Genomic DNA, 25,253 nt, shown 5'->3' with positions numbered 1-25,253 from the left:
TTCTTTTGGGAGAATATGGGTTATTTCCATATTTTCCCCTTTTCTGCCAACAATTGGTTCAACACTTCGTTGGCTGTATTATATCCATGTTCAAAGATTTCTTCTGCTTTTTCCAGTTCCGTGTTGCTATACCCATATAAGTTGTAAGGCTCAATCAGCAAATCGCATTTTTCTCTTTCAGGAAAAGTATTAGCACGAAACATAAAGTGGAATGAACGCATGGCGATGCTTACAATATTCATCTTATAATCTTGCGCCATGATGGGGCTTACGTTGACAGCCACCACCTTGTCACAAACCCGTCGAAGAGTGGAAACCGGAAGATTCATCATCAATCCGCCATCCACATAATTAGTTCCTTCTATATTGACGGGGGCAAACATGACAGGCATACAGCAGGAAGCAGCCACCCGCTCCGCTATGGTGCCACGATGAAAATGAACCATACGTCCGTGGTCGAGGTCGGTCGCCGTGATAATCAGGGGAATCTGCAAATCTTCCAGATTCTTGGCTTTTACGTTCGTCCGGAGAAAATCAATAAATTCACAGAGGTCGAATAACCCTTTCTTGGGGATAACCAATTTGGTCAAGTCCTGGAATTTATGTCCGGAGAAATAATCAAGCACTTTGTGGGGTTCGTTGCCGTCCGCATAGAAAACTCCTGCGAGTGCTCCCGCGCTTACTCCGGAGATAATGTCCGGTTTGATGTCATGCTCCAAGAGAGCTTGCATTACCCCCAAATGGGCAAATCCTTTAATAAACCCTCCGCTCAGAGCATAGCCAATCTGATATTTCCGGCTATTCCAGTTATTTGTATATACCTCCATGAAATCCTATTTTCTTTAGTTCGCCACGAATTTAGTGAAATTATTGAAAGTAGGCGGAATATAATGAATAGTTTTTTTGGAAGTTAGAATCCGAAGCCATCAATTTCAACTTTATGTTCTTCGCTTTCTTTAAATGGTTTTGCTTCTTTTTGTACAGGATTTCCTTCAATATATACGGCCCGGAACGGACGTGCAGGACAGACATATTCACAACCTCCGCAGCCTACACATATCTCTGTATTTACATGAGGGATTGTCAGCCCATCCCTGTAAGGTACCATGGCGATGGCTTGAGTGGGACAGTGCTCCGAACAAGCTCCACAACTGGTTCCATCTGTATAGACAATACAGTTTTCTTCGATAAATACCACGGTTCCCATTTGGGTGAGGTGTTTCTGCTCGACAGTCAAAGGAAGAATGGCACCATTGGGGCATACATCTCCGCAAACCGTACAATCGAAATTACAGAATCCTTTATCGAAATTGACAGTAGGCTGCATCATACCTGCCAGTCCATATTCCATGAAAGCAGGCTTCAGAACATGTGACGGACATTTGCTTACACAAAGATGGCACGACGTACATTGCTGCTGGAAATGCTTCCGACTGACAGAACCCGGCGGAGTAATCGGATTTTCCTTTTTATAAGCCTTTTTCCCTTGCATGGTTGCCACAGATTCCTGGACTTGTGAGAGTATCTTAGGTGCTGCTCCGGCAGTAATAAGGCCGGCAACAAGGAAACGTCTTTTGGAAGAATCAGTAGTTGCCGGTGTAGCAGCTTCTTCCGAAAGCAATTGTTGCTTTGTGGTTGCAGGACTATAAACTAAAGCCTTCTGTTTGCAAGCCCCTAGACAATCGAAACAATCTACACAACGACTATGGTCAATGATATGTTCCTTACTGTTGATGCAGGCAGCCTTACATTTGGTAGCACAAAGCCCGCAACCATTGCATTTCGTAACGTCAATGCGAACTTTGAATAAAGAAAAGCGGCTTAAAAAACCGAGTACAGTCCCGACGGGGCAAATTGTGTTGCACCAGGTTCTTCCATGTTTCCATGCCAATATAATAATGATTCCGAATGTAAGTATTGCGATAAGCAGGGAAGAAAGACTAAGCATGGACGTATCTACCTGATAAAATGTATAATTCTCAAATTTGGAAAAGACAGATTCCAGCAAGTTATTCCCTGACATATAGACAGGCTTGAATATATGCACCGCAATACGTCCGTAAGCACTATACGGATCCAATATTCCTATTGCGGCAGTGAATTTGCCAATAAAAGCAATAACCAGCACTCCGACGATGCTCCATCGCAATATATTTTTGGCAGGGCTGTATTTGTACCTTTTCTTTTTCTTTCCTGTCGATTTGGAAATGCGTGCAACGACATCTTGCAGAATACCCATCGGGCAAATCGTTGAGCAATAAACGCGTCCGAACAGCAAAGTCAGTACAATAAGAAAAAGTAATATACCTACGCTGAATGATATCAGCGCAGGTATAAATTGAATATGTGCTAACCTATGAAAACTATTCGGTAATATCCCTGCGAAATCTATAAAATAAAAAGTAATCAGTGCAAAAAGCAGGACTGATAGTACGATACGTATCTTTCTTAACATTATAATTTACATCTTAATTCGCTTGACATTCAGTTTGTCAAGATTCATAGTTCCTACTTTCAAAGCTTCTCCTTTGGAGAGATGTCCTACGGTATCCAATGGCATCTCACGTACCTGGTTGAAGAACCTGGCGGCAGCCGTATCTACGGCTACAATATCCGGTGAAATAAACAATCCTTTTGCCAGGACAACATCTGATGCCGAACGTCCCCGAGGCCCATTGGTTTTCATAATCCGATAAGCGTCTACTACATTGAGCACGGCCTTTTTTTGCAATGTACATATATCCGCTATGCACTGTTGCAAATCATTCTGATGGAAGAAACCGCGATCCCATACAATCCCCATATGATTTTTCATTGAGATTGTCAGATTGGCTCCGCCATGATTCTTCAGGATAGGGACATTGATCCACACGTCACAATTCAGAATCGCTTCATGTACTTTTGCCTTCTTCATCTTTTTGCCGTTTGGCAGGTCTACAGGTTTGTAGTAGGATTCCAAATGAGCAGGCATTACCTTAGCTCCCGCACTTTTGGCGGCTGCTTCGATACCGCTATTCTTGTAGCATTTCTGCCAATCATCACAAGTATGGTCGAATACCGTCACTTCTTTAGCTCCGGCAGCAAAACATTGCTTCACGATTTCCTCAACCAGTTTCGGATTTGTATTTCCCGCCAGTTCCGGTACTTTATCCCAACCGATATTCGGTTTTACAACTACTTTCTGTCCCGGCTTCACAAACTGCTTCATTCCACCCAGTTCGCTGATGGCACGGCGGAACATCGCTTCCGGCTCTCCGCCCATAACAGCCACCAGGTCGGGATTATCCCCGTTTGCTTTATTGATAGTCTGAGTTAGTATCTCCATAGCTTCCGAACGCTGTATAGTCAGAGCTGCTCCGGTGATCGCTACTGTTTTTAAAAAGTCCCTTCTATCCATTGTTTTTAAATTTAGAGTTTAGAGTTTTGCAATCGCTTTTAACAGGGCATAGCCACCAAACCACTGGATCAACATTCCTGGAATACCGATACGGAAATCTTGTGCCGCTGCATGGAAATCACCGAGAATCGCCCATTCAAAAGCAGTTCCTATGATCTGATAGGAGAGTACGACCCCAAGAACACCCAATAAAGAGACAGATTTCAGTGTTCGTGCGGCGAGAGCAGAAGCTCCGGCGAGTAGAGTGGATTTTATCAGTATAACCGGAAGCACGGTTTCCGAAGGCATGGCAAACAACAGATGGTTAATGACAGGAGAAAGAATTGCAGTCAATAATCCTACGCGAAATCCATACTTATAGCTTGCAACCAATGTGAAAAAATAGATAGGCAGCAGGGTAGGACCACCATAAGGTATAAGATGACATAGTTGTGGAAGTGCAATGTTGCCTGCTACAAACAGCAGAGCGAACAGGTAAGTTTTTACATTGCTGTAATTCAGCGAGTAGAGCTTGACAGATGTTTCCATTTTCGTTGATAACTTTTGTATTTAATAGAACGATGATATCTTAAAAATTAGACTTCTCTCTATCAGAAAGGTTTAATCCGGGAAAAGAACTATTTGCTTATTTTCTTAAAAATGGGACAGAAAAGTTTCAGACCTATTTGAAACTATTTGTTTCATACCGGGAAACTTATTTTGGAACTATTTGATTCTCTCTTTTGCCTTATTCAGCATCCATTCTTTCCCGAATCTTGCCCCATGCATGTGTATCAAACAAACAGCTTTGGCGCATCGTCAGATACATCTCTTTAAACCTTGACATAGGTATAGTGTAGCTTAGTTTATCCGCTTCGAAATAGGGGCGGACGGAGGGATCGAAGAAACCGATGAAAGTACGTTTACCGCCTTTCCGGTTCTCTATGGTAGCTTGAGTCACTACACTGCTGCAACCGGAACCAAAAGTAGAAACTACACAGTCTTCTGCGTTGTTATCATAGAAAGCCCATGTCGTCAATCCGGAAAGCATGTCAGGATTGGCTAGAAAAACAATCCCCTCTACCTCTTCAAAACTCTTCACTTTATCTATTCGTGCAAAGTGGAGATACTTTTTTTCCGTTCTCGAAACCCCGATTTGCTCCACAAAGTCAATAACCATTTGCGGAGTCTTCTTGTACTTTTCTTTGAGTGAAACAAAAGTCGGCACGCGTTCCGGCATTTCAGTAAAACCTGTATAGAACTTGCCGCCACCGCAGCCGATATTCTCTTCATTCTTTGTTTTATATGTAGGTCTTTCCACAAAGTTAGAATAAAAAAGGATAAGCGCAAGCGAATCAAAAGTTAATGTCTGATACACTTTTCTTACATTCTTCCAATTTTTCCAGCCCTTCTTTTGACAGTTTGGGATAATGCAAGTCCAATTGTTGCATCCGGTCGCAAATGATTCGCCCCACTGCATACCGCATGAACCATTTATTATCTGCGGGAATTACATACCAGGGAGCCACTTCAGTCGATGTCTCCGTCAATACGTCCGCATAAGCCTTCATATACTCATCCCAGAACCGGCGTTCCTTGATGTCTGCGGAAGAAAACTTCCAGTTTTTTGCCGGATCGTCCAATCGCTCCATAAATCGCTTTTTCTGTTCAGCTTTCGATACGTTAAGGAAGAATTTCAGAACGACTGTACCATTTTCCGTCAGGTAACGTTCGAAATCATTAATCTGCCGATAACGGCGTTTCCAGAAGTCAGGATCAATATCTTTCATCGTTTCAATGCCCGGCAGCTTATTGGATAAAATGATTTCAGGATGCACCCTGGCAATCAACACATCTTCGTATTGTGAACGGTTGAAGATGCCGATGCGTCCTCTTTCCGGCAGCGAACGATTGATGCGCCAAAGATAATCATGGTCTAATTCTTCGGCAGAGGGCTGTTTGAATGAATACACCTGGCATCCCTGCGGATTAATACCGGACATCACATGCTTGATAGTCCCATCCTTTCCGGCTGCGTCCATCGCCTGAAAAATAATCAGAATCGAATACCGGTCTTGTGCGTAAAGCATACTTTGCAGCTCTGAGAGTTTCTCAACATCTTTAGCCAACTGTTCTTTAGCGTCCTGTTTGGACAAATCACCCGTGAATGACGAATCGAAATCCGATACCAAATGTTTTTTTCCGGGCTTTGCCAGTAATTCTTTAAGCATATCCTTCTTCATGTGACTGTAATTTAGAGGTTTCTACTGAAAATAAAACAGTTGAAGCGTCCGATTAGTTTTTCAGGTCAGCACGTTTGGAGCATTAAGACAAGAACAAAGCTTTTTAACGGAAATAGATGCTGAAACATTGCATCGTACACACGCTGTTCATCCCCTCAATCGGAAGAAAAATAGATATTCGTCTTCGTATTAAACAATAATTACTTATATTTGTCTCACACAACTTAAAATATACATTATGGAAAATAAACTCAAAATAGCACTGACCTTTTCAGGAGGATGTTGGAATCTGCTTGAATATATAGAAGATATCAAGAAAGATCCGACAAACACAAATGAACGTCATCAATTAATTATCGCCTGCGAAGAACTGTTGAGAAAAGACTGGGAAGAATTTCAGAAGAATCCGCTTTGCAAACTTGATGAATGGAAGAAATAAAAGGTGTCGTTTACTGATATATAATCAATAAAAAGGATATAGAATGAAGTATTTGCTAATCTGTGCAGGACTGTTTTTGGCAGCCCTGCAATCATGGGGACAAGAGAAATTGGCGGACAGAATTACTCCACCGACAGGATATGTCAGAGAGGACTGTCATGATAATTCTTTTACTGCTTATTTGCGCACTCTGCCCTTATTGCCAAAAGGTAGTAAAGTCTTGCTTCATAATGGAAGAGAAAAATCGAATCAGGCCGCTGCATTTGCCGTGGTGGATATGGAAATAGGTAATCGTGATTTGCAGCAATGTGCCGATGCCGTGATACGTTTGCGGGCGGAATACTTGTGGAAGCACAAACGGTATGACGAAATAAAATTCAATTTTACAAGTGGATTCGCGGCTGAATATAAGAAATGGGCGGAAGGAAATCGTATAAAGGTTAGTGGGAATCAGGTGCAATGGTATGATTCGGGCAAGGGTAAGGATTATTCATATAAAACTTTCCGCGGTTACCTGGATATCGTCTTTATGTATGCCGGAACGGCTTCTTTATCCCAAGAACTTCAAACTGTACCTTATACTTCTCTGCAACCCGGTGATGTTTTTATAAAAGGTGGTTCACCCGGGCATGCTGTCATTGTGATAGATGTCGCCATTCACCTGGATACAAAAAAGAAAGTATTTCTGTTGGCACAGAGCTATATGCCTGCACAGCAGATTCATATTCTCGTAAATCCTACCAGTCGAAGGTTGTCTCCCTGGTATGAACTGGCGGAAACTGATGAAGGAAAACTATACACTCCGGAATGGATTTTTGAGAAGAAAGATTTAAAACGCTTTAAATAGTCAGGAAATAATCTCACCTATTTTTATTTGTTTTTCTATCTTTTCCTTATCTTTGGCGTTCAACAAACCGTTTTTAATCATACAACAACGAAAAACAACCGATTATGAATCAAAATTTATCAATGAATGCCAACCAATTGGTAGCATTCCTTCAGAAGCCGACTTCTGAATTTACCAAAGCTGACATTATCTCATTTATCCAACAAAAAGATATCCGCATGGTTAATTTTATGTACCCTGCGGGAGACGGTCGTTTGAAAACTTTGAACTTTGTTATCAATAACGAGGCTTATCTGGAAGCTATTCTTACTTGTGGAGAACGGGTAGACGGTTCCAGTCTTTTCTCTTTTATAGAAGCGGGAAGCAGTGACCTTTATGTAATTCCCCGTTTCTGTACTGCATTTGTTGACCCGTTTGCGGAGATTCCGACCCTGTCCATGCTTTGCTCTTTCTTCAATAAAGACGGAGAGCCGCTCGAAAGTGCACCGGAACATACTCTTTACAAAGCAAGCAAGACCTTTACGGAAGTCACCGGAATGGAATTTCAAGCTATGGGCGAACTGGAATATTATGTAATAGCACCGGATACCGGCATGTTCCAGGCAACCGACCAACGTGGTTATCATGAATCAGGCCCTTATGCCAAATTCAATGAATTCCGTACCCAATGTATGTCATATATCGCACAGACGGGTGGACAAATAAAGTACGGCCACTCCGAAGTTGGTAATTTTACTTTGGACGGTTATATCTACGAACAGAATGAAATAGAATTCTTGCCTGTTCCCGTGTCGCAGGCAGCAGACCAACTGATGATAGCCAAATGGGTAATTCGTAATTTGGGATATAAATATGGATATAATGTGACGTTCGCCCCTAAGATTACAGCAGGTAAAGCAGGTTCGGGCTTGCATGTTCATATGCGTATTATGAAAGACGGAAAGAATCAAATGCTACAAGACGGCGTTTTGTCCGAAACAGCCCGTAAGGCAATTGCCGGAATGATGGTACTTGCTCCTTCGATTACTGCCTTTGGAAATACGAATCCTACTTCATACTTCCGCCTTGTCCCTCATCAGGAGGCACCTACCAATGTTTGCTGGGGAGATCGCAACCGTTCCGTATTAGTGCGTGTTCCCCTGGGCTGGGCTGCCAAGACAGATATGTGTACATTGGCAAATCCATTAGAAACTGAAAGCCATTTTGACACCAGTCAGAAGCAGACAGTGGAAATGCGTTCGCCGGATGGTTCGGCAGATTTATATCAACTGTTGGCTGGTTTGGCCGTTGCCTGCCGTCATGGTTTTGAATTAGGAAATGCATTGGATATTGCCCGCGAAACATATGTGAACGTGAATATCCATCAAAAAGAGAATGAAGATAAACTGAAAGTATTGGCACAATTGCCGGATAGCTGCGAAGCTTCTGCCGACTGCCTGCAACAGCAAAGAGCAATCTTTGAACAATACAACGTATTTAGTCCGGCAATGATTGACGGCATTATCCGAAAACTTCGGAGCTATGAGGACAAGACATTGCGTGCGGATTTGGATGGTAAACCACAGGAAATGTTGGAGTTGGTACATAAGTATTTCCACTGCGGGTAATAAATAACAAGATATATTGAGGAAAAGGCTATCTTCCTTTGGGGGAGGATAGCCTTTTTGTATGGTTGCTCTGTACTTTGGCATCTATTTAGCAATCAATCTCAGCTACTCGTACTTTTTGCGTATATGGCTAATTGTTTCCGGAGTCACGTCGATACGAATGATATTTTTATCAAGTCTTATGAGATAGCTATAGGCGGAAGTTATAAGAAACAGTTTTTTGAGGAGTTTGTAATGAAGAGGCTGCCGAAAGAAAATTCAGATGATAAACTTGGAAAATCACCGGCAATAAGGCTTAAATACGTTAAGTATTGGCCTAATTTCATAAAAAAGATGTTTTATTGAAAGAAAAAGGAGGGAGTATAGTGCATTATCCCCAAAGAATGCTTTACTTTGCATCAACAACAATAAAGAGGTTTATTGCGATTTGATTATTTTACATGAATCTTCTCATTTACTTGAGCATTTCCATCTCTAATTTAGCTCTTCCCAAAACTTTCTTATTGAATTATTAATTTTTTATATTTGTATTTTATGAATTTGTACATTGGAAATCTTAGCTATAATGTTAAGGAATCAGACTTGAGAAATGTAATGGAAGAGTATGGAACAGTTGCTTCAGTAAAGTTAATCACAGACCGTGAAACTAGAAGATCAAAAGGTTTTGCGTTTATCGAAATGCCGGATGATACAGAAGCTAACAATGCTATCAAACAATTGAATGGTGCTGAATATGTAGGTCGTTCAATGGTAGTAAAAGAAGCTTTGCCAAGAAACTAAGACTGGATATACAGCCGATAATAAAGAAGGGCGTGTCAGGTAAACCGACACGCCCTTCTTCTATTTCAGCTAGTCCTCATTATTATCTTCTTCATCATCCACCAGATTATTGAGTTCCAGTTCAAGATCTACCAGTTCCTGTTCCCATAACTTCAGGATATTCTTTGGCGTATCCTTAGCCGCTTTCTTTATTCTTTCCTGTGCCAGGGATACTTCATGCTCCAATTGCCTACGTCTGCCCATATTATTCTAATTTTTAAATGACTGTTTCTTATTATCTTTTCAATAATTCCGGAATGTCCGAAGGTTCTTCCGCTACTCGGATACCGGCAGCTTCCAGTGCTTTGACCTTCTCTTCTGCCGAACCGGAACTTCCTGAAATAATGGCTCCCGCATGTCCCATCTGTTTTCCCGGAGGAGCGGACTGTCCGGCAATAAACGCCACAACAGGTTTGCTGACATTCTGACGAATATATTCGGCAGCCTGTTCTTCCGCGTTTCCGCCGATCTCTCCAATCAGTACAATAGCTTCTGTTTCCGGATCGTTCTGAAACATCTCCAGTAATTGGAGAAAATGCAGTCCTACGACAGGATCGCCACCGATACCGATAGCGGTGGATTGTCCCATGCCATTGGTCGTCAAGTGATATACTATTTCATAAGTGAGTGTTCCGCTGCGGCTGATAACTCCGACTTTTCCTTCCTTGAAGACTTGTCCCGGCAGGATACCAACCATACTTTTTTCCGGAGAAATAAGTCCCGGACAATTTGGTCCGATCAACATGGCGCCTTTCTCTTCAACAAACCGGTGCGCTTTAATTACATCCAGTGTGGGAATACCTTCCGCAATGCAGACAATTAACCGGATACCCGCATCTGCCGCTTCCATAATCGCATCCGCCGCAAAACGCGCCGGAACGAAAATGATGGAAGTGTTGGCCTGCGTCTGTCCGACAGCTTCATACATGGTGTTGAATACCGGAATACCGTCTACGTTCGTTCCGCCTTTGCCCGGAGAAGTTCCGCCAACAACATTGGTTCCGTATTCTTTCATCTTTTTGGCGTGGAAAAGTCCGTCCCTGCCTGTGATTCCTTGTACAATCAAGCGAGTGGATTTATCTATTAATATGCTCATAATTGGTTTACTTTTAAAGTGATTCGTTATGCATTATGATTTCAGAGCCATCAACGCGGCTTCTTTCATGGTCGTGGCTATCTGAAAACGGCTATGATTCCGTAGCAGCTCCCGTCCGATATTCTCATTGGTTCCTGTAAGCCGTACGATGACAGGTATATCGCCCTTTATCATGTCGAATGCCTGGATAAGTCCCATTGCCACATCATCACAGCGGGTGATTCCGCCGAAAATATTAATCAGAACCACTTTGACTTTTTCGTCCTGCAACAGGAGTTTCATGGCTTCCACTACTTTGAGAGGATTGGAACTACCGCCGATATCTAGGAAGTTGGCCGGATTTCCACCGTGCAGTTTAATCATATCCATTGTAGCCATGGCAAGTCCGGCGCCGTTCACCATGCAACCGATATTACCGTCCATATGAACATAACTGAATCCTTTATCTTTCGCGTTTGCTTCAACCTTTTCTTCTTCCGTCGGGTCAGATAATGCCTGTATGCCCGGATGGCGGTAAAGAGCATTATCGTCAAAAACAATCTTGGCATCAATAGCTATCAGCGTACCCTTTGCGGTGAGCGCCAACGGATTGACTTCCACCAACGATGCGTCGTTTTCTATAAATACTTTATAAAGTTCCTGAAGGATAACGGCCATCCTGCCTGCCTGTTCCATCTGTGGAAATAGGGAGAAAGCGAAATGCCGTGCCAAATAATCGGGAAGCCCGATAAACGGATCTATTGAATACCGGATGATTTTTTCCGGTGTTCGCCGGGCTACTTCTTCAATATCCATTCCACCGGATGCGCTCATCATAAGAACAACGGAACGTGTGTTCCGGTCGATAGTAAAGCCGACATAATATTCGGCTGCAATATCAATGGCTTCACTCACCAGTACCTGATTGACGGGGAGCCCTTTGATGCTCATCTCAAGAATATTTCTTGCTTCCTGATAGGCATCTTCCATGTTATCTACCACTTTGACTCCACCGGCTTTTCCCCGGCCACCCGTCAATACTTGCGCTTTAATAACGACTTTGTCCGTCCCGATAGTCCGAAATGCGGCTACAACACCCGTGGCGGTACGGCATAGCGTGTGCCTCTCAACAGGTATTCCATACTTGGAGAAAATCTCTTTCGCTTGATATTCATGTATTTTCATGGCTCACAAATTTGAGTAAATGATTCCTATTAATAAAACAGAAGCAAGATACGGAAAGTTTACGGAAAAGAATTCTGCCTGAATGTTTTAGAACATGTTAGTATCCTTTTGGTATGAAGATTGAGAATAAAAAAAAAGCGTGTTGACAATCCTGCCAACACGCTGTAAACTAATGAATAGTGTATTTTTTCTGATGTTTATGCAATGCCATGGGCACTGACAGAACCGTCTATCTTTTTAATCAATCCCTGAAGTACTGCACCCGGGCCGCATTCTGTGAAATCAGTAGCGCCGTCGGCAATCATATTCTTCACTGATTGAGTCCAGCGTACGGAAGCAGTCAACTGGGCAACCAGGTTTTTCTTGATTTCGGCAGGATCAGTATGAGGGAGGGCGTCTACATTCTGATATACCGGACATTTGGGAGTATGAATTTCTGTTGCCTTGATAGCAGCTTCCAGTTCTACTTTAGCCGGATCCATTAACGGAGAGTGGAAAGCACCACCCACTTTCAACGGAAGAGCGCGTTTTGCCCCGGCAGCTTTCATCAGTTCGCAAGCTTTCTCGATACCCGGTATAGAGCCGGAGATAACGATTTGTCCCGGACAGTTGTAGTTGGCAGGTACACAAACTTCACCTTCTGCATTTACAGACGCACAGATTTCTTCTACTTTTTCATCCGGCAATGCGATAATGGCAGCCATGGTAGAAGGAGTTGCTTCGCAAGCCTTCTGCATAGCCATTGCACGTGCATAAACCAGTTTCAAACCATCTTCAAAGCTCAAAGCACCGGCAGCTACCAATGCAGAGAATTCGCCGAGGGAGTGTCCCGCAGTCATTTCCGGCTTGAAGTCGTCGCCCATGCAAAGAGCAGAGATAACGGAATGAAGGAATACGGCAGGTTGAGTCACCTTTGTCTGACGAAGGTCTTCGTCTGTACCGTTGAACATGATATCTGTAATGCGATATCCAAGGATATCATTTGCTTTTTCAAACAATTCTTTTGCTAAAGCTGAGTTTTCATACAGGTCTTTACCCATTCCTACAAATTGAGCGCCTTGACCGGGAAATACAAATGCTTTCATATTTTTATTATTTAATTGATTTTTAATTGCGGGTGCAAAGTTACGTATTTTTATGATACGACCGCACAAAATGTACACATTTGTGCAATGGAGTCGGGAAAATGCCATAGCGGGCCATTGCCGTGACCGATGTGCAAATCCTTTCCTGCAATGATTGCCTGGGTGATATAAGCTTTGGCATGCTGGATGGCTTCCCGCATGGGATAGCCTTTTGCGAGGTAGGTGGCAATAGCGGAGGAGAGGGTGCAGCCTGTTCCGTGCAGATTATTGCTTTCTATCTTTTTCTCTTTATATATATGGTATATGGATTCGGCAGTGTGCAGAAGGTCGAACATTACGTCGCCTTCCAGATGCCCGCCTTTTATTAAAATGCCGGTATGGAAACTATCTGTCAATATTTTGGCTGCTTCCTGCATCTCCCGGATGTTGTGAATGCTTTTGCCCGTGAGCACGGTTGCTTCATCAATATTGGGAGTGAGTAAGGTAACGAGAGGCAGCAACTCTTTTTTTATTTCTTCTATGGCTTCGTCCGTCATCAATTTTCGTCCGCTGGTAGATACCATGACCGGATCATATACCACGTATTCGGGCGCATACTTTCGCAGGCAATCGGAAATGACATGAACAATCTGAATGTCACTCACCATACCTATTTTTATAGCAACAGGTTGAAGGTCTTCCATCACGGCCTCTATTTGTCCACGTACAATTTCAGGAGACATGGCTTGTACGGCGCATACTCCCAGTGTGTTTTGTACGGTCACTGCGGTAATGGCTGATGCCGCATATCCGCCTAAAGCCGAGATTGTTTTTATATCTGCCTGAATACCTGCGCCACCCGAACAATCGGAACCGGCAATGGATAAAATGACTGTAGGATGTTCCATTTTAGTTTTTTTAATATTTACCTGCAAAGATAGGATAAAAAACGATAAGGTACAAAATGGCATATCGTTTAAAGTACAATAAGTATCCTTGTTGCCACTAACCGTTATTTGCATGAAAAGTACTGATAATAAAGCGTAAATCTAGTTTTTGTACTTTATACAATTACTCATCCCGGGAACGGCTGGAATACATATTGTAAATCAGAAGATAACACTCTCTATACATATTGTAGTATGTATGATATGTATTTATATGAAAAACAATGTTTTATAGCATGTTTTATAAGTTTGCTTTGACAGTATTTCCCTTCTATATTTGCATCGTCTTAAAGAAATAGATATGCAGAATATACAGAAAAATACCCCTTTGGCCAACAATCACATATCAGTAGACTGTGTAGTGATTGGTTTTGACGGAGAACAACTGAAAGTATTGCTTGTAAAACGTGCAGGTGAAGAAAACGGTGAGGTATATCACGATATGAAACTTCCCGGAAGTCTTATATATATGGATGAAGATTTGGATGAAGCTGCACAACGCGTATTGTTTGAATTGACAGGACTCAAAAATGTGAACCTGATGCAGTTCAAAGCATTCGGTTCTAAGAACAGAACCAGTAATCCTAAAGACGTGCGTTGGCTGGAACGTGCCATGCAGTCGAGGGTAGAACGTATTGTGACTATCGCTTATCTGTCAATGGTAAAGATAGACCGTGCATTGGATAAGAATTTGGATGAGCATCAGGCTTGTTGGATTGCTTTGAAAGACGTCAAGACATTGGCTTTCGACCATAATTTGATTATTCGGGAAGCGATGACTTATATCCGCCAGTTCGTGGAATTTAATCCTTCCATGCTATTCGAACTGCTTCCGCGTAAATTTACGGCTGCACAATTAAGAACTCTTTTTGAGTTAGTATATGATAAAGCGGTAGATGTGCGCAATTTCCATAAGAAGATAGCCATGATGGAATATGTAGTTCCTTTGGAAGAAAAACAACAAGGAGTGGCTCATCGTGCCGCCCGTTATTATAAATTTGACAAGAAGATATATAATAAGGTAAGGCGGTAAGGGTTAATACCAGAACGCCATCCGTTAATCACTAAAATCATTAATCCGTTAATCACTAAAAAATGTTTCTATTAGGTTATGACATAGGTAGCTCGTCTGTAAAAGCGAGTCTGGTAAATGCTGAGACAGGCAAATGTGTATCATCGGCATTTTTCCCGAAAACAGAAGCGAATATTATCGCAGTAAACCCCGGATGGGCTGAACAAGACCCGGAAAGTTGGTGGGAAAACCTGAAGTCGGCTACGCAGGCCATTATGACTGAATCGGGTGTCAGTGCTGCCGAAATTAAAGCTATCGGTATTTCTTATCAAATGCACGGACTGGTGTGCGTTGACAAGAATCAGCATGTGTTGCGCCCTGCTATTATTTGGTGTGACTCTCGTGCCGTGCCTTACGGACAGAAAGCATTTGAGACAATAGGAGAGGAGAAATGTCTTTCTCATCTGTTGAACTCGCCGGGCAACTTTACCGCTTCCAAACTGGCATGGATTAAAGCCAATGAACCTGCTATCTATGAGCAGATTTACAAAATAATGCTTCCGGGTGATTATATCGCCATGAAGCTAAGCGGAGAAATCTGCACAACAGTTTCCGGCCTTTCGGAAGGAATGTTTTGGGATTTCAAGAACAACCGGGTAGCCGATTTCTTAATGGACTACTACGGATTTGATTCTTCTTTGATTGCGGATATCAAACCGACTTTTGCGGAACAGGGACGTGTCAATGCTGCGACAGCCAAAGAACTGGGACTGAAAGAGGGAACTCCAATCACCTACCGCGCCGGTGACCAGCCTAATAATGCCCTTTCTCTGAATGTGTTCAATCCGGGTGAGATAGCTTCTACGGCAGGAACATCGGGAGTGGTTTATGGAGTAAACGGTGAAGTGAATTATGACCCTCAATCACGTGTCAATACCTTTGCGCATGTCAATCATTCAACAGAACAGACTCGCTTGGGTGTACTGCTCTGCATCAACGGAACAGGTATCCTTAATTCATGGGTGAAACGTACGATTGCTCCCGAAGGAATATCTTATAATGAAATGAACGTCCTGGCTTCCAAGGCGCCTATCGGAAGCGCTGGAATCAGTATCCTTCCCTTCGGCAACGGTGCCGAGCGTATGCTGAACAATAAGGAAATCGGTTGCAGTATTCGCGGGCTGGATTTCAATGCACATGGCAAACATCATATCATTCGCGCTGCTCAGGAAGGTATCGTGTTCTCCTTTAAATATGGTATTGATATTATGGAGCAGATGGGTATTCCTGTGAAGATGATTCATGCCGGACACGCCAATATGTTCCTGAGTTCGATATTCCGTGATACGTTGGCAGGAGTAACGGGAGCCACTATCGAGCTTTATGATACGGACGGTTCGGTAGGCGCAGCGAAAGGTGCGGGCATTGGCGCAGGTATCTACAAAGATAATAACGAGGCGTTTGCCACGCTCGACAAACTGGATGTGATTGAGCCTAATGTGGCTAAACGTCAGGAATATGCGGACGCATATGCCAAATGGAAATATCGCCTTGAAAAATCAATGGCAGGCAAAATACCGGCTCCGGTTCTTTCTTCAGATAAGTAATTGACAATATAAATAATAACCATTTAAAAAATAAAAAAGAATTATGGCAACAAAAGAATTTTTCCCGGGAATTGAAAAGATTAAGTTCGAAGGTAAAGATAGTAAAAACCCGATGGCATTCCGTTACTATGATGCTGAAAAGGTAATCAACGGTAAAAAGATGAAAGATTGGTTGAGATTCGCTATGGCATGGTGGCATACATTGTGTGCGGAAGGCGGTGACCAATTCGGTGGCGGAACAAAACAATTCCCTTGGAATGGTAATGCAGATGCTGTTCAGGCTGCAAAAGATAAAATGGACGCAGGTTTTGAATTCATGCAGAAAATGGGTATCGAATACTACTGTTTCCATGACGTAGACTTGGTTTCTGAAGGTGCAAGCATCGAAGAATACGAAGCTAATCTGAAAGAAATCGTAGCATACGCAAAGCAGAAACAAGCTGAAACAGGCATCAAACTGTTGTGGGGTACTGCCAATGTATTCGGTCATGCCCGTTATATGAACGGTGCTGCTACTAATCCTGATTTTGACGTTGTGGCCCGTGCTGCTGTTCAGATTAAGAATGCGATTGACGCTACTATCGAACTTGGTGGTCAGAACTATGTATTCTGGGGTGGACGTGAAGGATATATGTCTCTTCTGAACACAGACCAGAAACGTGAAAAAGAACATCTGGCACAGATGTTGACTATCGCTCGCGACTATGCCCGTGCCCGTGGCTTCAAAGGTACTTTCCTGATTGAACCGAAACCGATGGAACCGACTAAGCATCAGTATGACGTAGATACGGAAACTGTAATCGGCTTCTTGAAAGCTCATGGTCTGGATAAAGACTTTAAAGTAAATATCGAAGTAAACCATGCAACCTTGGCAGGTCATACTTTCGAACATGAATTGGCAGTAGCAGTGGACAACGGCATGTTGGGTTCTATCGACGCTAACCGTGGTGACTATCAGAATGGTTGGGATACAGACCAATTCCCGATTGACAACTACGAACTGACTCAGGCTATGATGCAGATTATCCGCAACGGTGGTTTGGGCAATGGTGGAACAAACTTCGACGCTAAGACCCGTCGTAACTCTACCGACCTGGAAGATATCTTTATCGCTCACATTGCAGGTATGGACGCTATGGCTCGCGCATTGGAAAGCGCAGCAGCTTTGCTGAACGAATCTCCGTACAAGAAAATGCTGTCTGACCGTTATGCTTCATTTGACGGTGGTAAAGGTAAAGAATTTGAAGACGGCAAGCTGACTTTGGAAGACGTAGTTGCTTATGCTAAAGCAAACGGCGAACCGAAGCAGACTAGCGGAAAACAAGAACTTTATGAAGCAATCCTGAATATGTATTGCTAATTAAAATCTAATACTAAGACGATAGGGCAGTGGGGAACTGCTGCTTTATCGCCTTCTTTTTATATCTAATCCAACTACTACACACTACTTTATCCAACTTATAGAAACTATGAACAATACAACGAACGAAGGAAGCAAACTTTATTTGTATTCCATCACATCCGTTGCTATCCTGGGCGGACTGCTTTTCGGTTATGACACGGCAGTTATTTCCGGCGCAGAAAAAGGCTTGGAAGCTTTTTTCCTTTCAGCCTCTGATTTCCAATATAATAAAGTAATGCATGGAATTACTTCATCCAGTGCATTGATAGGCTGCGTGCTTGGTGGTGCTCTCTCCGGTATATTCGCTTCCCGCTTGGGACGCCGTAATTCGTTGAGACTTGCCGCCGTACTTTTTTTCCTTTCAGCATTAGGTTCTTACTATCCGGAATTCCTGTTTTTCGAATACGGAAAACCGAATATGGACTTGCTGATTACATTTAATCTTTATCGTGTCTTAGGTGGTATCGGCGTCGGACTGGCATCTGCCGTTTGTCCGATGTATATCGCGGAAATAGCTCCTTCCAACATCCGTGGAACACTTGTTTCGTGCAACCAGTTTGCTATTATCTTTGGTATGTTGGTGGTGTATTTTGTGAATTACCTGATTATGGGCGACCACCAGAATCCTGTTATCCTGAAAGATGCTGCCGGAGTTTTATCAGTTAGCTCCGAATCTGATATGTGGACTGTATTTGAAGGCTGGCGTTATATGTTCGGCTCTGAGGCTTTCCCTGCCGCTTTCTTCGGTCTGTTACTATTCTTTGTGCCGAAAACTCCACGTTATCTGGTATTGGTACAGCAGGATGAAAAAGCTTACTCCATTCTGGAAAAAATCAACGGTAAGGCAAAAGCGCAGGAAATCCTTAATGATATTAAAGCTACTGCTCACGAAAAGACAGAGAAACTTTTTACTTATGGAGTGGCAGTAATTGTTATCGGTATTCTTCTTTCTGTGTTCCAACAGGCTATCGGCATTAATGCGGTACTTTATTATGCTCCGCGTATTTTCGAAAATGCAGGAGCAGAAGGTGGCGGTATGATGCAAACTGTTATTATGGGTATCGTAAACATCATCTTCACATTGGTTGCTATCTTTACCGTAGACCGTTTCGGACGTAAACCGCTATTGATTATCGGATCCATCGGTATGGCAGTAGGAGCATTTGCAGTGGCAATGTGCGATAGCATGGCTATAAAGGGAATCTTCCCGGTACTTTCAGTTATCGTATATGCTGCATTCTTCATGATGTCATGGGGGCCGATTTGCTGGGTACTGATTTCAGAAATCTTCCCGAATACAATCCGCGGCAAGGCAGTTGCCATCGCCGTAGCTTTCCAATGGATATTCAATTATATTATATCTTCCACTTTCCCGGCATTGTACGATTTCAGTCCGATGTTCGCTTATAGCCTTTATGGAATTATCTGTGTAGCTGCCGCAATCTTCGTATGGCGTTGGGTACCCGAAACGAAAGGCAAGACACTGGAAGATATGAGCAAGCTTTGGAAGAAAAACAAGTAAATTAGGTTAGTGTAATTTCATCGTGTCGTCAGGATTTCAGTGTGACGGCAGGATTCTATCAAGATTATGACATCATGCCAATGGTATGGTGTCATAATCATTTATATGCATATCTTTCAGTAAATCAATAGCTTATTTTGCATCAACTATATTTCTGGATATTCCAAACCATCCCGGCACAGGAAAATAAAAAGGAGAACGAAGATACCCCGGATGAGTCAGTTTCCCTTCATCCACCCGTTTCTGTAATCTGCGAAGCGCAGTTGCCTTCCGTAACCCACAGATAGAGCAAAGCTGTTGTGTAGTGATGTAAGAGTTGTCTCTAAAAAACTCTGCCAGTTTTCCATCAATTTCTATATCGCTTAATTCTTGTGAACGCCGGGGCTCGCTCACTTTCTCAAAAGTGGTAGCTTTTAATTCACGAAGCAAGTCTTTCTCCGGTGTGAAGACGATTCCACTGCAATGGACGTTTTCGGCACGCATCTCTTTTGGAGAACGTACTTCAGGAGATTCAGCCTTGATACGGAATGAACCGACCCCGGGAATATGAATGCTGTTACCATTGGATAATTCTTGTTTGAAAACATCTGCGAACTCTATAAAAGAGCCTATTACGTCGCTTTGTCTTAAACTACTTCTGGATTCAATCCTTTCGGCAATATCCTCTAGTGTAATGGTATCCCGTACGACCAGCCGGGCGTGATATCTCGTTTTATTGGAGTCTTTGGGTTGAGGAGTTAGGAAGAAATCATAAAGTGCATTCATTGCTTTAGTTGTTTTGTGCGCATCAATTAGCAGATTTACGCAGTTGTTTTATTTTTTTGTGCCTATCTATTGATTGGCTCACATTATGTGCAACAGCTAACTCACATATTGTGCAACAACTGTTGCTCATTATGTGCGACAGCTATCGCACAATTGGTGCTACAACTAATATGATGCGTCAAAATTACTAATTATTCTAATCAAAAACAATACTTCAACGGTTTATTTCTGTTAGTTCATTTTATTAAAAAGAATGAAGCTACTTATTTGCAAATCCGGTCTTTAGTATTATACTTTTGTGTCTCAAATTTCATAATAATTAAAAGAATGACGAATATGAAGACAATGATTAGAGAAATGGTAGAGACAATAAAACAGTTATTTGTACAGAAACAGTTGCAGAAACCGGTAGTTCCGGAATCTGCAATACCGGAGAAGGCAGAACAAGTGGTTACGGAGAATAAACCGGAAAAAAATCCTAAGCCTAATAATAAATGGAACAAGTCGTTGACCTTACAATTAAAGGAGTATCTGGATAATAATTTTGTATTTCGCTATAATAGCCTGACAGGTGCAACGGAGTACAGAGGGATAAGTGAAAAGAATGTTTTTCGCCCCATTAATGAACGCGAAATGAATGGCATTATTGTGGACGCCCGTTTGGATGGAATTCCTTGTTGGAGAGGGGATGTGCCTACCTTTGTCCTGTCAAACAAAGTTGGGTCTTATAATCCTTTTCATCTTTATGTAAAGGAGTTGCCGCCCTGGGATGGAGTAGACCGGGTGACCCCTTTATTATTAAGGGTTTCGGATAATGAACTTTGGCTGAAAGGAGGGCGTTGTTGGTTGCGGGCGATGCTTTCGCAATGGAGTGGGGAAGAACGTTTGCATGCCAATGTACTTACACCTGTATTAATAAGTGGAAAGCAGGGATTGAGCAAAAGTACCTTCTGCCGTTTATTGATGCCGGATTCACTTCGATGTTATTTTCTGGATAATTTGAATCTGGCGACAGGCAGTTCCCCGGAGAAAAAACTGGTAAAGAACGGCTTGATTAATTTGGACGAATTTGATAAAATAAAAGAGAGCCAACAGGCTACATTAAAAAATCTTCTCCAAATGGTGAATGTATCCGTTTTTCATGGCAAGCGATTGGGGTGGGTGAATGAACCCCGTCTCGCTTCTTTTATAGCAACAACGAATGTTTATCAGGTTCTAACCGATCCTACGGGAAGCCGCCGTTTCCTTTGTGTAGAAGTCTTGAAACCGATATCGGAAGAGCCATTGGAGCATAAACAAATATACGCACAGCTAAAAGAAGAATTGGAGTCCAATGCACCGGATCATTTAAACAAGGAAGAAGAAAAAGCTTTGCAGAAACACAACAAGGCATATTATCGTCAGTCTTTATTGGAGGATGTGTTTCATTGCTGCTTCCGTCGTCCTCTTGATACGGAAAAAGGTATTTGGCTGACAACTGCCGAAATATTTCAGATAATGCGTAAATTCAATTCGGCTGCTTTGAGGGATATATCTGCACGGCAATTAAGTCTAAGACTATCTGCAATGGGATTTTTTGCCAAACATACGTCTTTTGGGAATCGCTATTATGTATTTAATCTTTTGGCTACGAAAGAGTAGTGTCATTGTATTAGGCTATGTTTAAGGTGATTACGTTGAAAAGTGATTTGCTGATTAGGATATTTAAAAAACAAACTCCCGCTTTACGTTCGTCTGGTCATACGACGGAAAGCAGGATATTTGAACGAATATCAGTTTGTGTTACTCGTTGGTTATATTCTGAGTTTCGGATGGTTTGCCACCCAAGAGTTTTTCCAAGTCACGTAATTGGCGATGATAGTCTTGCAATATCTGACTGAGGAAACCACGATGAAAGGAAGCTGCGATCAGGAAATCCGACCATTTCGTCCATTCTTCAAATATTTTTTGGCATTCTGTACGAGGTGAATTTTGTAAAGCCAGAAAATGTAGGCAAGCCTTTTGCATCTCCGGCATCCCATTTTCCCATGGACGGTCAAAGTTGGCCAACGCTTTAATAAAATGCTTGATTTTGTGGTGTAACGCTCCCAAACGTTGCGTTTCCGAACAATCGGCCGATACGGTAGGGCATAGTCGTCGTGATTGGTCTAAATAAAACTGCTTTAATTTCTCTTTTTCTTCCGGATTGGAAGAATCTGCTTCCTGCCGATTGCTGCGAACGGCTTTTACAGATGCATTGCTTTGTTCTTCATGCATGATGCAACGGTTTTTAAGATAGGCGGGAATAAAAAAACGGTTCCGCCTTTCCCGTTGACTAACACTCCACAGAAGCTGGGGACGCATTAACGTTCCCCACGGGGGTACGAAACCGCGTATCTACGACAGTAACAGGCATAAAAATGCCTGCCACTGGAGTTGAAGCAGGTTCACTGCTTCTGTGGATATAAAATGTTAGTCGTTGCAAATGTACGATAATTTTTGGAAGTCACAAATTAAATAGCGCAAGAATCTGTGTGAAAATTATGTGATGTTATGAAGTGCTGTAGCTATTTTTAAAGCACATCTTAAAATTAGGTATAATGCATTTTTTATTTTGTAATGACAATGTATAAAGATAAACAGTACCTTTGCACTGTCTTTAAAATAAAAACACGTATTGTTATGGAACAACATCCGATTAAAATTAATAAAGTGCAGATACGTAACCTTCAAATAGAAGATTACACACAATTATCCCAATCGTTTACCCGTGTTTATTCTGACGGCAGCGATGTGTTCTGGACTCATGCCCAAATCAAGAAATTAATAAGTATTTTCCCGGAAGGACAGATTGTAACAGTGGTTGACGATAAAATTGTAGGTTGTGCCCTGTCTATTATTGTCGATTATGACAAAGTGAAGAATGACCATACTTATGCGCAAGTCACTGGTAAGGAAACTTTCAATACGCATAATCCCAAAGGAAATATCCTGTATGGCATTGAAGTGTTTATTCATCCGGGATACCGCGGGTTGCGCCTGGCACGTCGTATGTATGAATATCGCAAGGAACTTTGTGAAACATTGAATTTGAAAGCCATTATGTTCGGCGGACGTATTCCGAATTATCACAAGTATGCCGATAAGATGCGTCCGAAAGAATATATCGCACGGGTTCGCCAACGTGAAATTTATGATCCGGTTCTTACTTTCCAGTTATCGAATGATTTCCATGTTCGCAAGGTAATGACCAATTATCTTCCGAACGATGAAGAATCGAAACATTATGCTTGTTTGCTGCAATGGGATAATATCTATTATCAGCCACCTACGCAGGAATATATAAGCCCTAAAACTACCGTTCGTGTAGGCTTGGTACAATGGCAGATGCGTAGTTATAAAACATTGGACGATCTGTTTGAACAGGTGGAATTCTTTGTGGACGCAGTATCGGACTATAAGAGTGACTTTGTACTCTTCCCGGAGTATTTTAATGCTCCTTTGATGTCGAAGTATAATGATAAAGGAGAATCACAGGCTATTCGCGGATTGGCTCAATATACGGATGAGATTCGGGAACGATTTGTAAATCTGGCTATTAGCTATAATATCAATATTATCACCGGTAGTATGCCATACGTAAAAGAGGACGGACTGCTTTATAACGTAGGATTCCTTTGCCGGCGTGACGGAACGTACGAAATGTATGAGAAGATGCACGTCACTCCTGATGAAATAAAAAGCTGGGGACTTAATGGCGGCAGGCTGTTGAATACCTTTGATACTGATTGCGCGAAGATTGGCGTTTTGATTTGCTATGATGTAGAGTTTCCCGAACTTTCCCGTTTGATGGCAGACCAGGGGATGCAGATATTGTTTGTACCTTTCTTGACAGATACGCAGAATGCTTATTCCCGTGTTCGTGTCTGCGCACAGGCACGTGCCATTGAAAATGAATGTTTCGTAGTCATTGCAGGAAGTGTGGGCAATCTTCCCCGTGTACATAATATGGATATTCAATATGCCCAGTCCGGCGTATTTACTCCATGTGACTTTGCTTTCCCGACCGATGGAAAGAGGGCAGAGGCAACTCCGAATACGGAAATGATTCTGGTGTCCGATGTCGATTTGGATTTATTGAACGAACTACATACTTATGGTAGTGTCCGCAACTTGAAAGACCGCAGGAACGATGTCTACGAGGTCAGATTGAAGAAATAAAAATAGTGACGCTATCCTGTCACGATGGCGTCACTATATGCTTAGGATAGCGTCACTATCCGGGGCACATAGTGACGCTATATTTTTACCTCGAAGAAGTACCGCTTTCCAGTATGCTAACGATAGAAAACAGGGTGAAACAGATGGTTCCTAATCCTGTTAAAACACGTGCCGGAATAAAATAATCAGCATGTTCCGTTGCAAGCTCAAATACGAATGCTGCTAGAAACAAGCAGGCTAATGCCGTCAATATCGGAATCATGGGGATACGGTTGGCTAGTTTAAATTCCTGTCTCCATATTTTGGCCAACAGGATTACTTTGCTGGAAATGCTGTAACAAACCAGACCGAGACCAAGCATAATATATCCCGTGGTACCATTTGCGCTACCTGAATCCGCAAGAATCACGAATATCCCCCATATAAAAGAGATTGAGCCCATCAGTAGAACCAGTTTCGGCCATTTGCTTCGTTCCTTTTCCAGATATTCATTACGTATTTGGCGTGCGATAGTAGCTACCAGCGCAATCAAGCTGGTACAAATACATGCAAGGCCTACCATTACATGTCCTGCTACAAAATAGGCGGGATGGGAATGGCTGTTACCTAATAAGACAAAAGCCCATATCCATGCGATAAGGGAAATGATGGTTGCAATAATTACTAATACCCGTCTTTGTCCCACGGAGAAGGCTCCCTGTGGAACTTCATTATCCGTCGCTTTTGAATTTCCCGGAATCAAAGAAAAGCGGGTGGAAGAAGTGGCGGCAGTAGCTACGCAGGTTGTGATAAATCCTACTCCTGTAATTACATGACCAGCGACGAAGGCAGAAGTGGAAGCGGCATTACTGAAAATACAGATACCACTGATAATGGTAATTGTAGCTGCCAAGTATCCTATGATGGGCAAAACATATTTCGCCGTCTGGTTATAAGTATGTATGATTTGCCGGATAATAGTGGCTGCCGTACAAAACAGCGCAATACATATCATACCTAGTGAGAATACGACAGGCCCCGCTACTACACGATTTCCTGCATCTCCGTAACCATAAATAAATGCTCCGTATCCGAAGCAAAAAAGTGCCATCGCCAAAGGGATTGCTCTGAATAAAATACTAATACCGTAATTCATAAGTTAAG

At 42.4% G+C, this 25,253-nt stretch carries 24 protein-coding genes and 1 pseudogene; 11 read left to right on the top strand and 14 right to left on the bottom strand.

All coding sequences use genetic code 11. From position 1 onward, the window contains the following. Positions 1-20 precede the first annotated feature (20 nt). From BQ7997_RS08690 to BQ7997_RS08665, 6 genes are all read right to left on the bottom strand, one after another. A complete protein-coding gene (locus BQ7997_RS08690; RefSeq protein ID WP_022138837.1) occupies positions 21-827 on the bottom strand; it encodes a patatin-like phospholipase family protein in 807 nt (268 codons plus the stop codon). An 83-nt stretch (positions 828-910) separates the two neighbouring features. Next, a complete protein-coding gene (locus BQ7997_RS08685) occupies positions 911-2,455 on the bottom strand; it encodes a 4Fe-4S binding protein (protein ID WP_073345503.1) in 1,545 nt (514 codons plus the stop codon). A 6-nt stretch (positions 2,456-2,461) separates the two neighbouring features. Continuing rightward, positions 2,462-3,397: a DUF362 domain-containing protein gene (locus tag BQ7997_RS08680; protein ID WP_022138835.1), complete on the bottom strand. Its 936-nt coding sequence runs from the start codon at positions 3,395-3,397 to the stop codon at positions 2,462-2,464. 18 nt (positions 3,398-3,415) lie between these two features. Next, a complete protein-coding gene (locus BQ7997_RS08675; protein ID WP_044655382.1) occupies positions 3,416-3,925 on the bottom strand; it encodes a hypothetical protein in 510 nt (169 codons plus the stop codon). A 199-nt stretch (positions 3,926-4,124) separates the two neighbouring features. Next, entirely contained in the window at positions 4,125-4,754 is a 630-nt protein-coding gene (locus BQ7997_RS08670) for a DUF169 domain-containing protein (RefSeq protein ID WP_073345501.1), read from the bottom strand. Continuing rightward, on the bottom strand, positions 4,732-5,619 hold the full coding sequence (locus tag BQ7997_RS08665) for a polyphosphate kinase 2 family protein (protein ID WP_073345499.1): 888 nt from the start codon (positions 5,617-5,619) through the stop codon (positions 4,732-4,734). The genes BQ7997_RS08670 and BQ7997_RS08665 overlap by 23 nt, the downstream gene beginning before the upstream one ends. A gap of 238 nt (positions 5,620-5,857) precedes the next feature. On the opposite strand from BQ7997_RS08665, the gene BQ7997_RS08660 reads away from it, so the two are divergent. The 5 genes and pseudogenes from BQ7997_RS08660 (at position 5,858) to BQ7997_RS08645 (ending at position 9,292) form a co-directional block, all read left to right on the top strand. Then, positions 5,858-6,058 (top strand): hypothetical protein, encoded by a 201-nt coding sequence (locus tag BQ7997_RS08660; RefSeq protein WP_073345498.1) that lies wholly within the window; start codon positions 5,858-5,860, stop codon positions 6,056-6,058. A gap of 43 nt (positions 6,059-6,101) precedes the next feature. Then, the gene (locus tag BQ7997_RS08655; RefSeq protein WP_073345496.1) at positions 6,102-6,905 is read left to right on the top strand and encodes a DUF4846 domain-containing protein; all 804 of its coding nucleotides are present in this window, start codon (positions 6,102-6,104) and stop codon (positions 6,903-6,905) included. A gap of 104 nt (positions 6,906-7,009) precedes the next feature. Next, complete coding sequence (locus tag BQ7997_RS08650; protein WP_073345495.1) at positions 7,010-8,512, top strand: glutamine synthetase family protein; 1,503 nt, start codon at positions 7,010-7,012, stop codon at positions 8,510-8,512. Positions 8,513-8,665: 153 nt separating this feature from the next. Beyond that, positions 8,666-8,755: pseudogene (locus BQ7997_RS25880) on the top strand (DNA-binding response regulator); the annotation flags it as partial. Between the two features lie 291 nt (positions 8,756-9,046). Further along, on the top strand, positions 9,047-9,292 hold the full coding sequence (locus BQ7997_RS08645) for an RNA recognition motif domain-containing protein (RefSeq protein ID WP_007755457.1): 246 nt from the start codon (positions 9,047-9,049) through the stop codon (positions 9,290-9,292). A gap of 69 nt (positions 9,293-9,361) precedes the next feature. On the opposite strand, the gene BQ7997_RS25695 is transcribed toward BQ7997_RS08645, so the two are convergent. From BQ7997_RS25695 to thiD, 5 genes are all read right to left on the bottom strand, one after another. After that, positions 9,362-9,535 carry a hypothetical protein gene (locus BQ7997_RS25695; RefSeq protein WP_162842109.1) on the bottom strand — a complete coding sequence of 58 codons (174 nt, stop codon included), beginning with the start codon at positions 9,533-9,535 and terminating at the stop codon, positions 9,362-9,364. A 31-nt stretch (positions 9,536-9,566) separates the two neighbouring features. Next, entirely contained in the window at positions 9,567-10,427 is an 861-nt protein-coding gene (sucD, locus tag BQ7997_RS08640) for a succinate--CoA ligase subunit alpha (protein WP_073345493.1), read from the bottom strand. 33 nt (positions 10,428-10,460) lie between these two features. Then, entirely contained in the window at positions 10,461-11,591 is a 1,131-nt protein-coding gene (sucC, locus tag BQ7997_RS08635) for an ADP-forming succinate--CoA ligase subunit beta (RefSeq protein WP_073345491.1), read from the bottom strand. Between the two features lie 197 nt (positions 11,592-11,788). Next, the gene (fabD, locus tag BQ7997_RS08630) at positions 11,789-12,676 is read right to left on the bottom strand and encodes an ACP S-malonyltransferase (RefSeq protein WP_044654566.1); all 888 of its coding nucleotides are present in this window, start codon (positions 12,674-12,676) and stop codon (positions 11,789-11,791) included. Between the two features lie 50 nt (positions 12,677-12,726). Then, the gene (thiD, locus tag BQ7997_RS08625; protein ID WP_073345488.1) at positions 12,727-13,563 is read right to left on the bottom strand and encodes a bifunctional hydroxymethylpyrimidine kinase/phosphomethylpyrimidine kinase; all 837 of its coding nucleotides are present in this window, start codon (positions 13,561-13,563) and stop codon (positions 12,727-12,729) included. 340 nt (positions 13,564-13,903) lie between these two features. Between thiD and BQ7997_RS08620 the strand changes: the two genes are divergently transcribed. The 4 genes from BQ7997_RS08620 (at position 13,904) to xylE (ending at position 19,145) form a co-directional block, all read left to right on the top strand. Beyond that, entirely contained in the window at positions 13,904-14,635 is a 732-nt protein-coding gene (locus BQ7997_RS08620; RefSeq protein WP_073345486.1) for an NUDIX hydrolase, read from the top strand. Between the two features lie 62 nt (positions 14,636-14,697). Then, positions 14,698-16,221, top strand: a complete 1,524-nt coding sequence (locus BQ7997_RS08615; protein WP_044655828.1) for a xylulokinase — start codon at positions 14,698-14,700, stop codon at positions 16,219-16,221. A gap of 43 nt (positions 16,222-16,264) precedes the next feature. Further along, positions 16,265-17,581: a xylose isomerase gene (gene xylA / locus BQ7997_RS08610; protein WP_022138821.1), complete on the top strand. Its 1,317-nt coding sequence runs from the start codon at positions 16,265-16,267 to the stop codon at positions 17,579-17,581. 109 nt (positions 17,582-17,690) lie between these two features. Further along, positions 17,691-19,145, top strand: a complete 1,455-nt coding sequence (gene xylE, locus BQ7997_RS08605; protein ID WP_044655827.1) for a D-xylose transporter XylE — start codon at positions 17,691-17,693, stop codon at positions 19,143-19,145. A gap of 132 nt (positions 19,146-19,277) precedes the next feature. On the opposite strand, the gene BQ7997_RS08600 is transcribed toward xylE, so the two are convergent. Next, complete coding sequence (locus BQ7997_RS08600; RefSeq protein ID WP_073345483.1) at positions 19,278-19,910, bottom strand: HU family DNA-binding protein; 633 nt, start codon at positions 19,908-19,910, stop codon at positions 19,278-19,280. 336 nt (positions 19,911-20,246) lie between these two features. Here BQ7997_RS08600 and BQ7997_RS08595 point away from each other — a divergent pair, with 336 nt between their 5' ends. After that, a complete protein-coding gene (locus tag BQ7997_RS08595) occupies positions 20,247-21,551 on the top strand; it encodes a DUF3874 domain-containing protein (RefSeq protein WP_073346473.1) in 1,305 nt (434 codons plus the stop codon). A 141-nt stretch (positions 21,552-21,692) separates the two neighbouring features. Here the strand turns inward: BQ7997_RS08595 and BQ7997_RS08590 are convergent, their stop codons facing one another. Continuing rightward, positions 21,693-22,166 (bottom strand): hypothetical protein, encoded by a 474-nt coding sequence (locus tag BQ7997_RS08590; RefSeq protein ID WP_073345481.1) that lies wholly within the window; start codon positions 22,164-22,166, stop codon positions 21,693-21,695. Between the two features lie 405 nt (positions 22,167-22,571). On the opposite strand from BQ7997_RS08590, the gene BQ7997_RS08585 reads away from it, so the two are divergent. Then, a complete protein-coding gene (locus BQ7997_RS08585) occupies positions 22,572-24,110 on the top strand; it encodes a carbon-nitrogen hydrolase family protein (RefSeq protein ID WP_022138813.1) in 1,539 nt (512 codons plus the stop codon). Between the two features lie 85 nt (positions 24,111-24,195). Here the strand turns inward: BQ7997_RS08585 and BQ7997_RS08580 are convergent, their stop codons facing one another. Next, the gene (locus BQ7997_RS08580) at positions 24,196-25,245 is read right to left on the bottom strand and encodes a DUF2776 domain-containing protein (protein WP_073345478.1); all 1,050 of its coding nucleotides are present in this window, start codon (positions 25,243-25,245) and stop codon (positions 24,196-24,198) included. Positions 25,246-25,253 lie beyond the last annotated feature (8 nt).

Source organism: Bacteroides congonensis, from assembly GCF_900130125.1.
GTDB classification, from domain to species: Bacteria; Bacteroidota; Bacteroidia; order Bacteroidales; family Bacteroidaceae; genus Bacteroides; species Bacteroides congonensis.
This window is presented reverse-complemented; position numbering and strand designations above follow the sequence as displayed.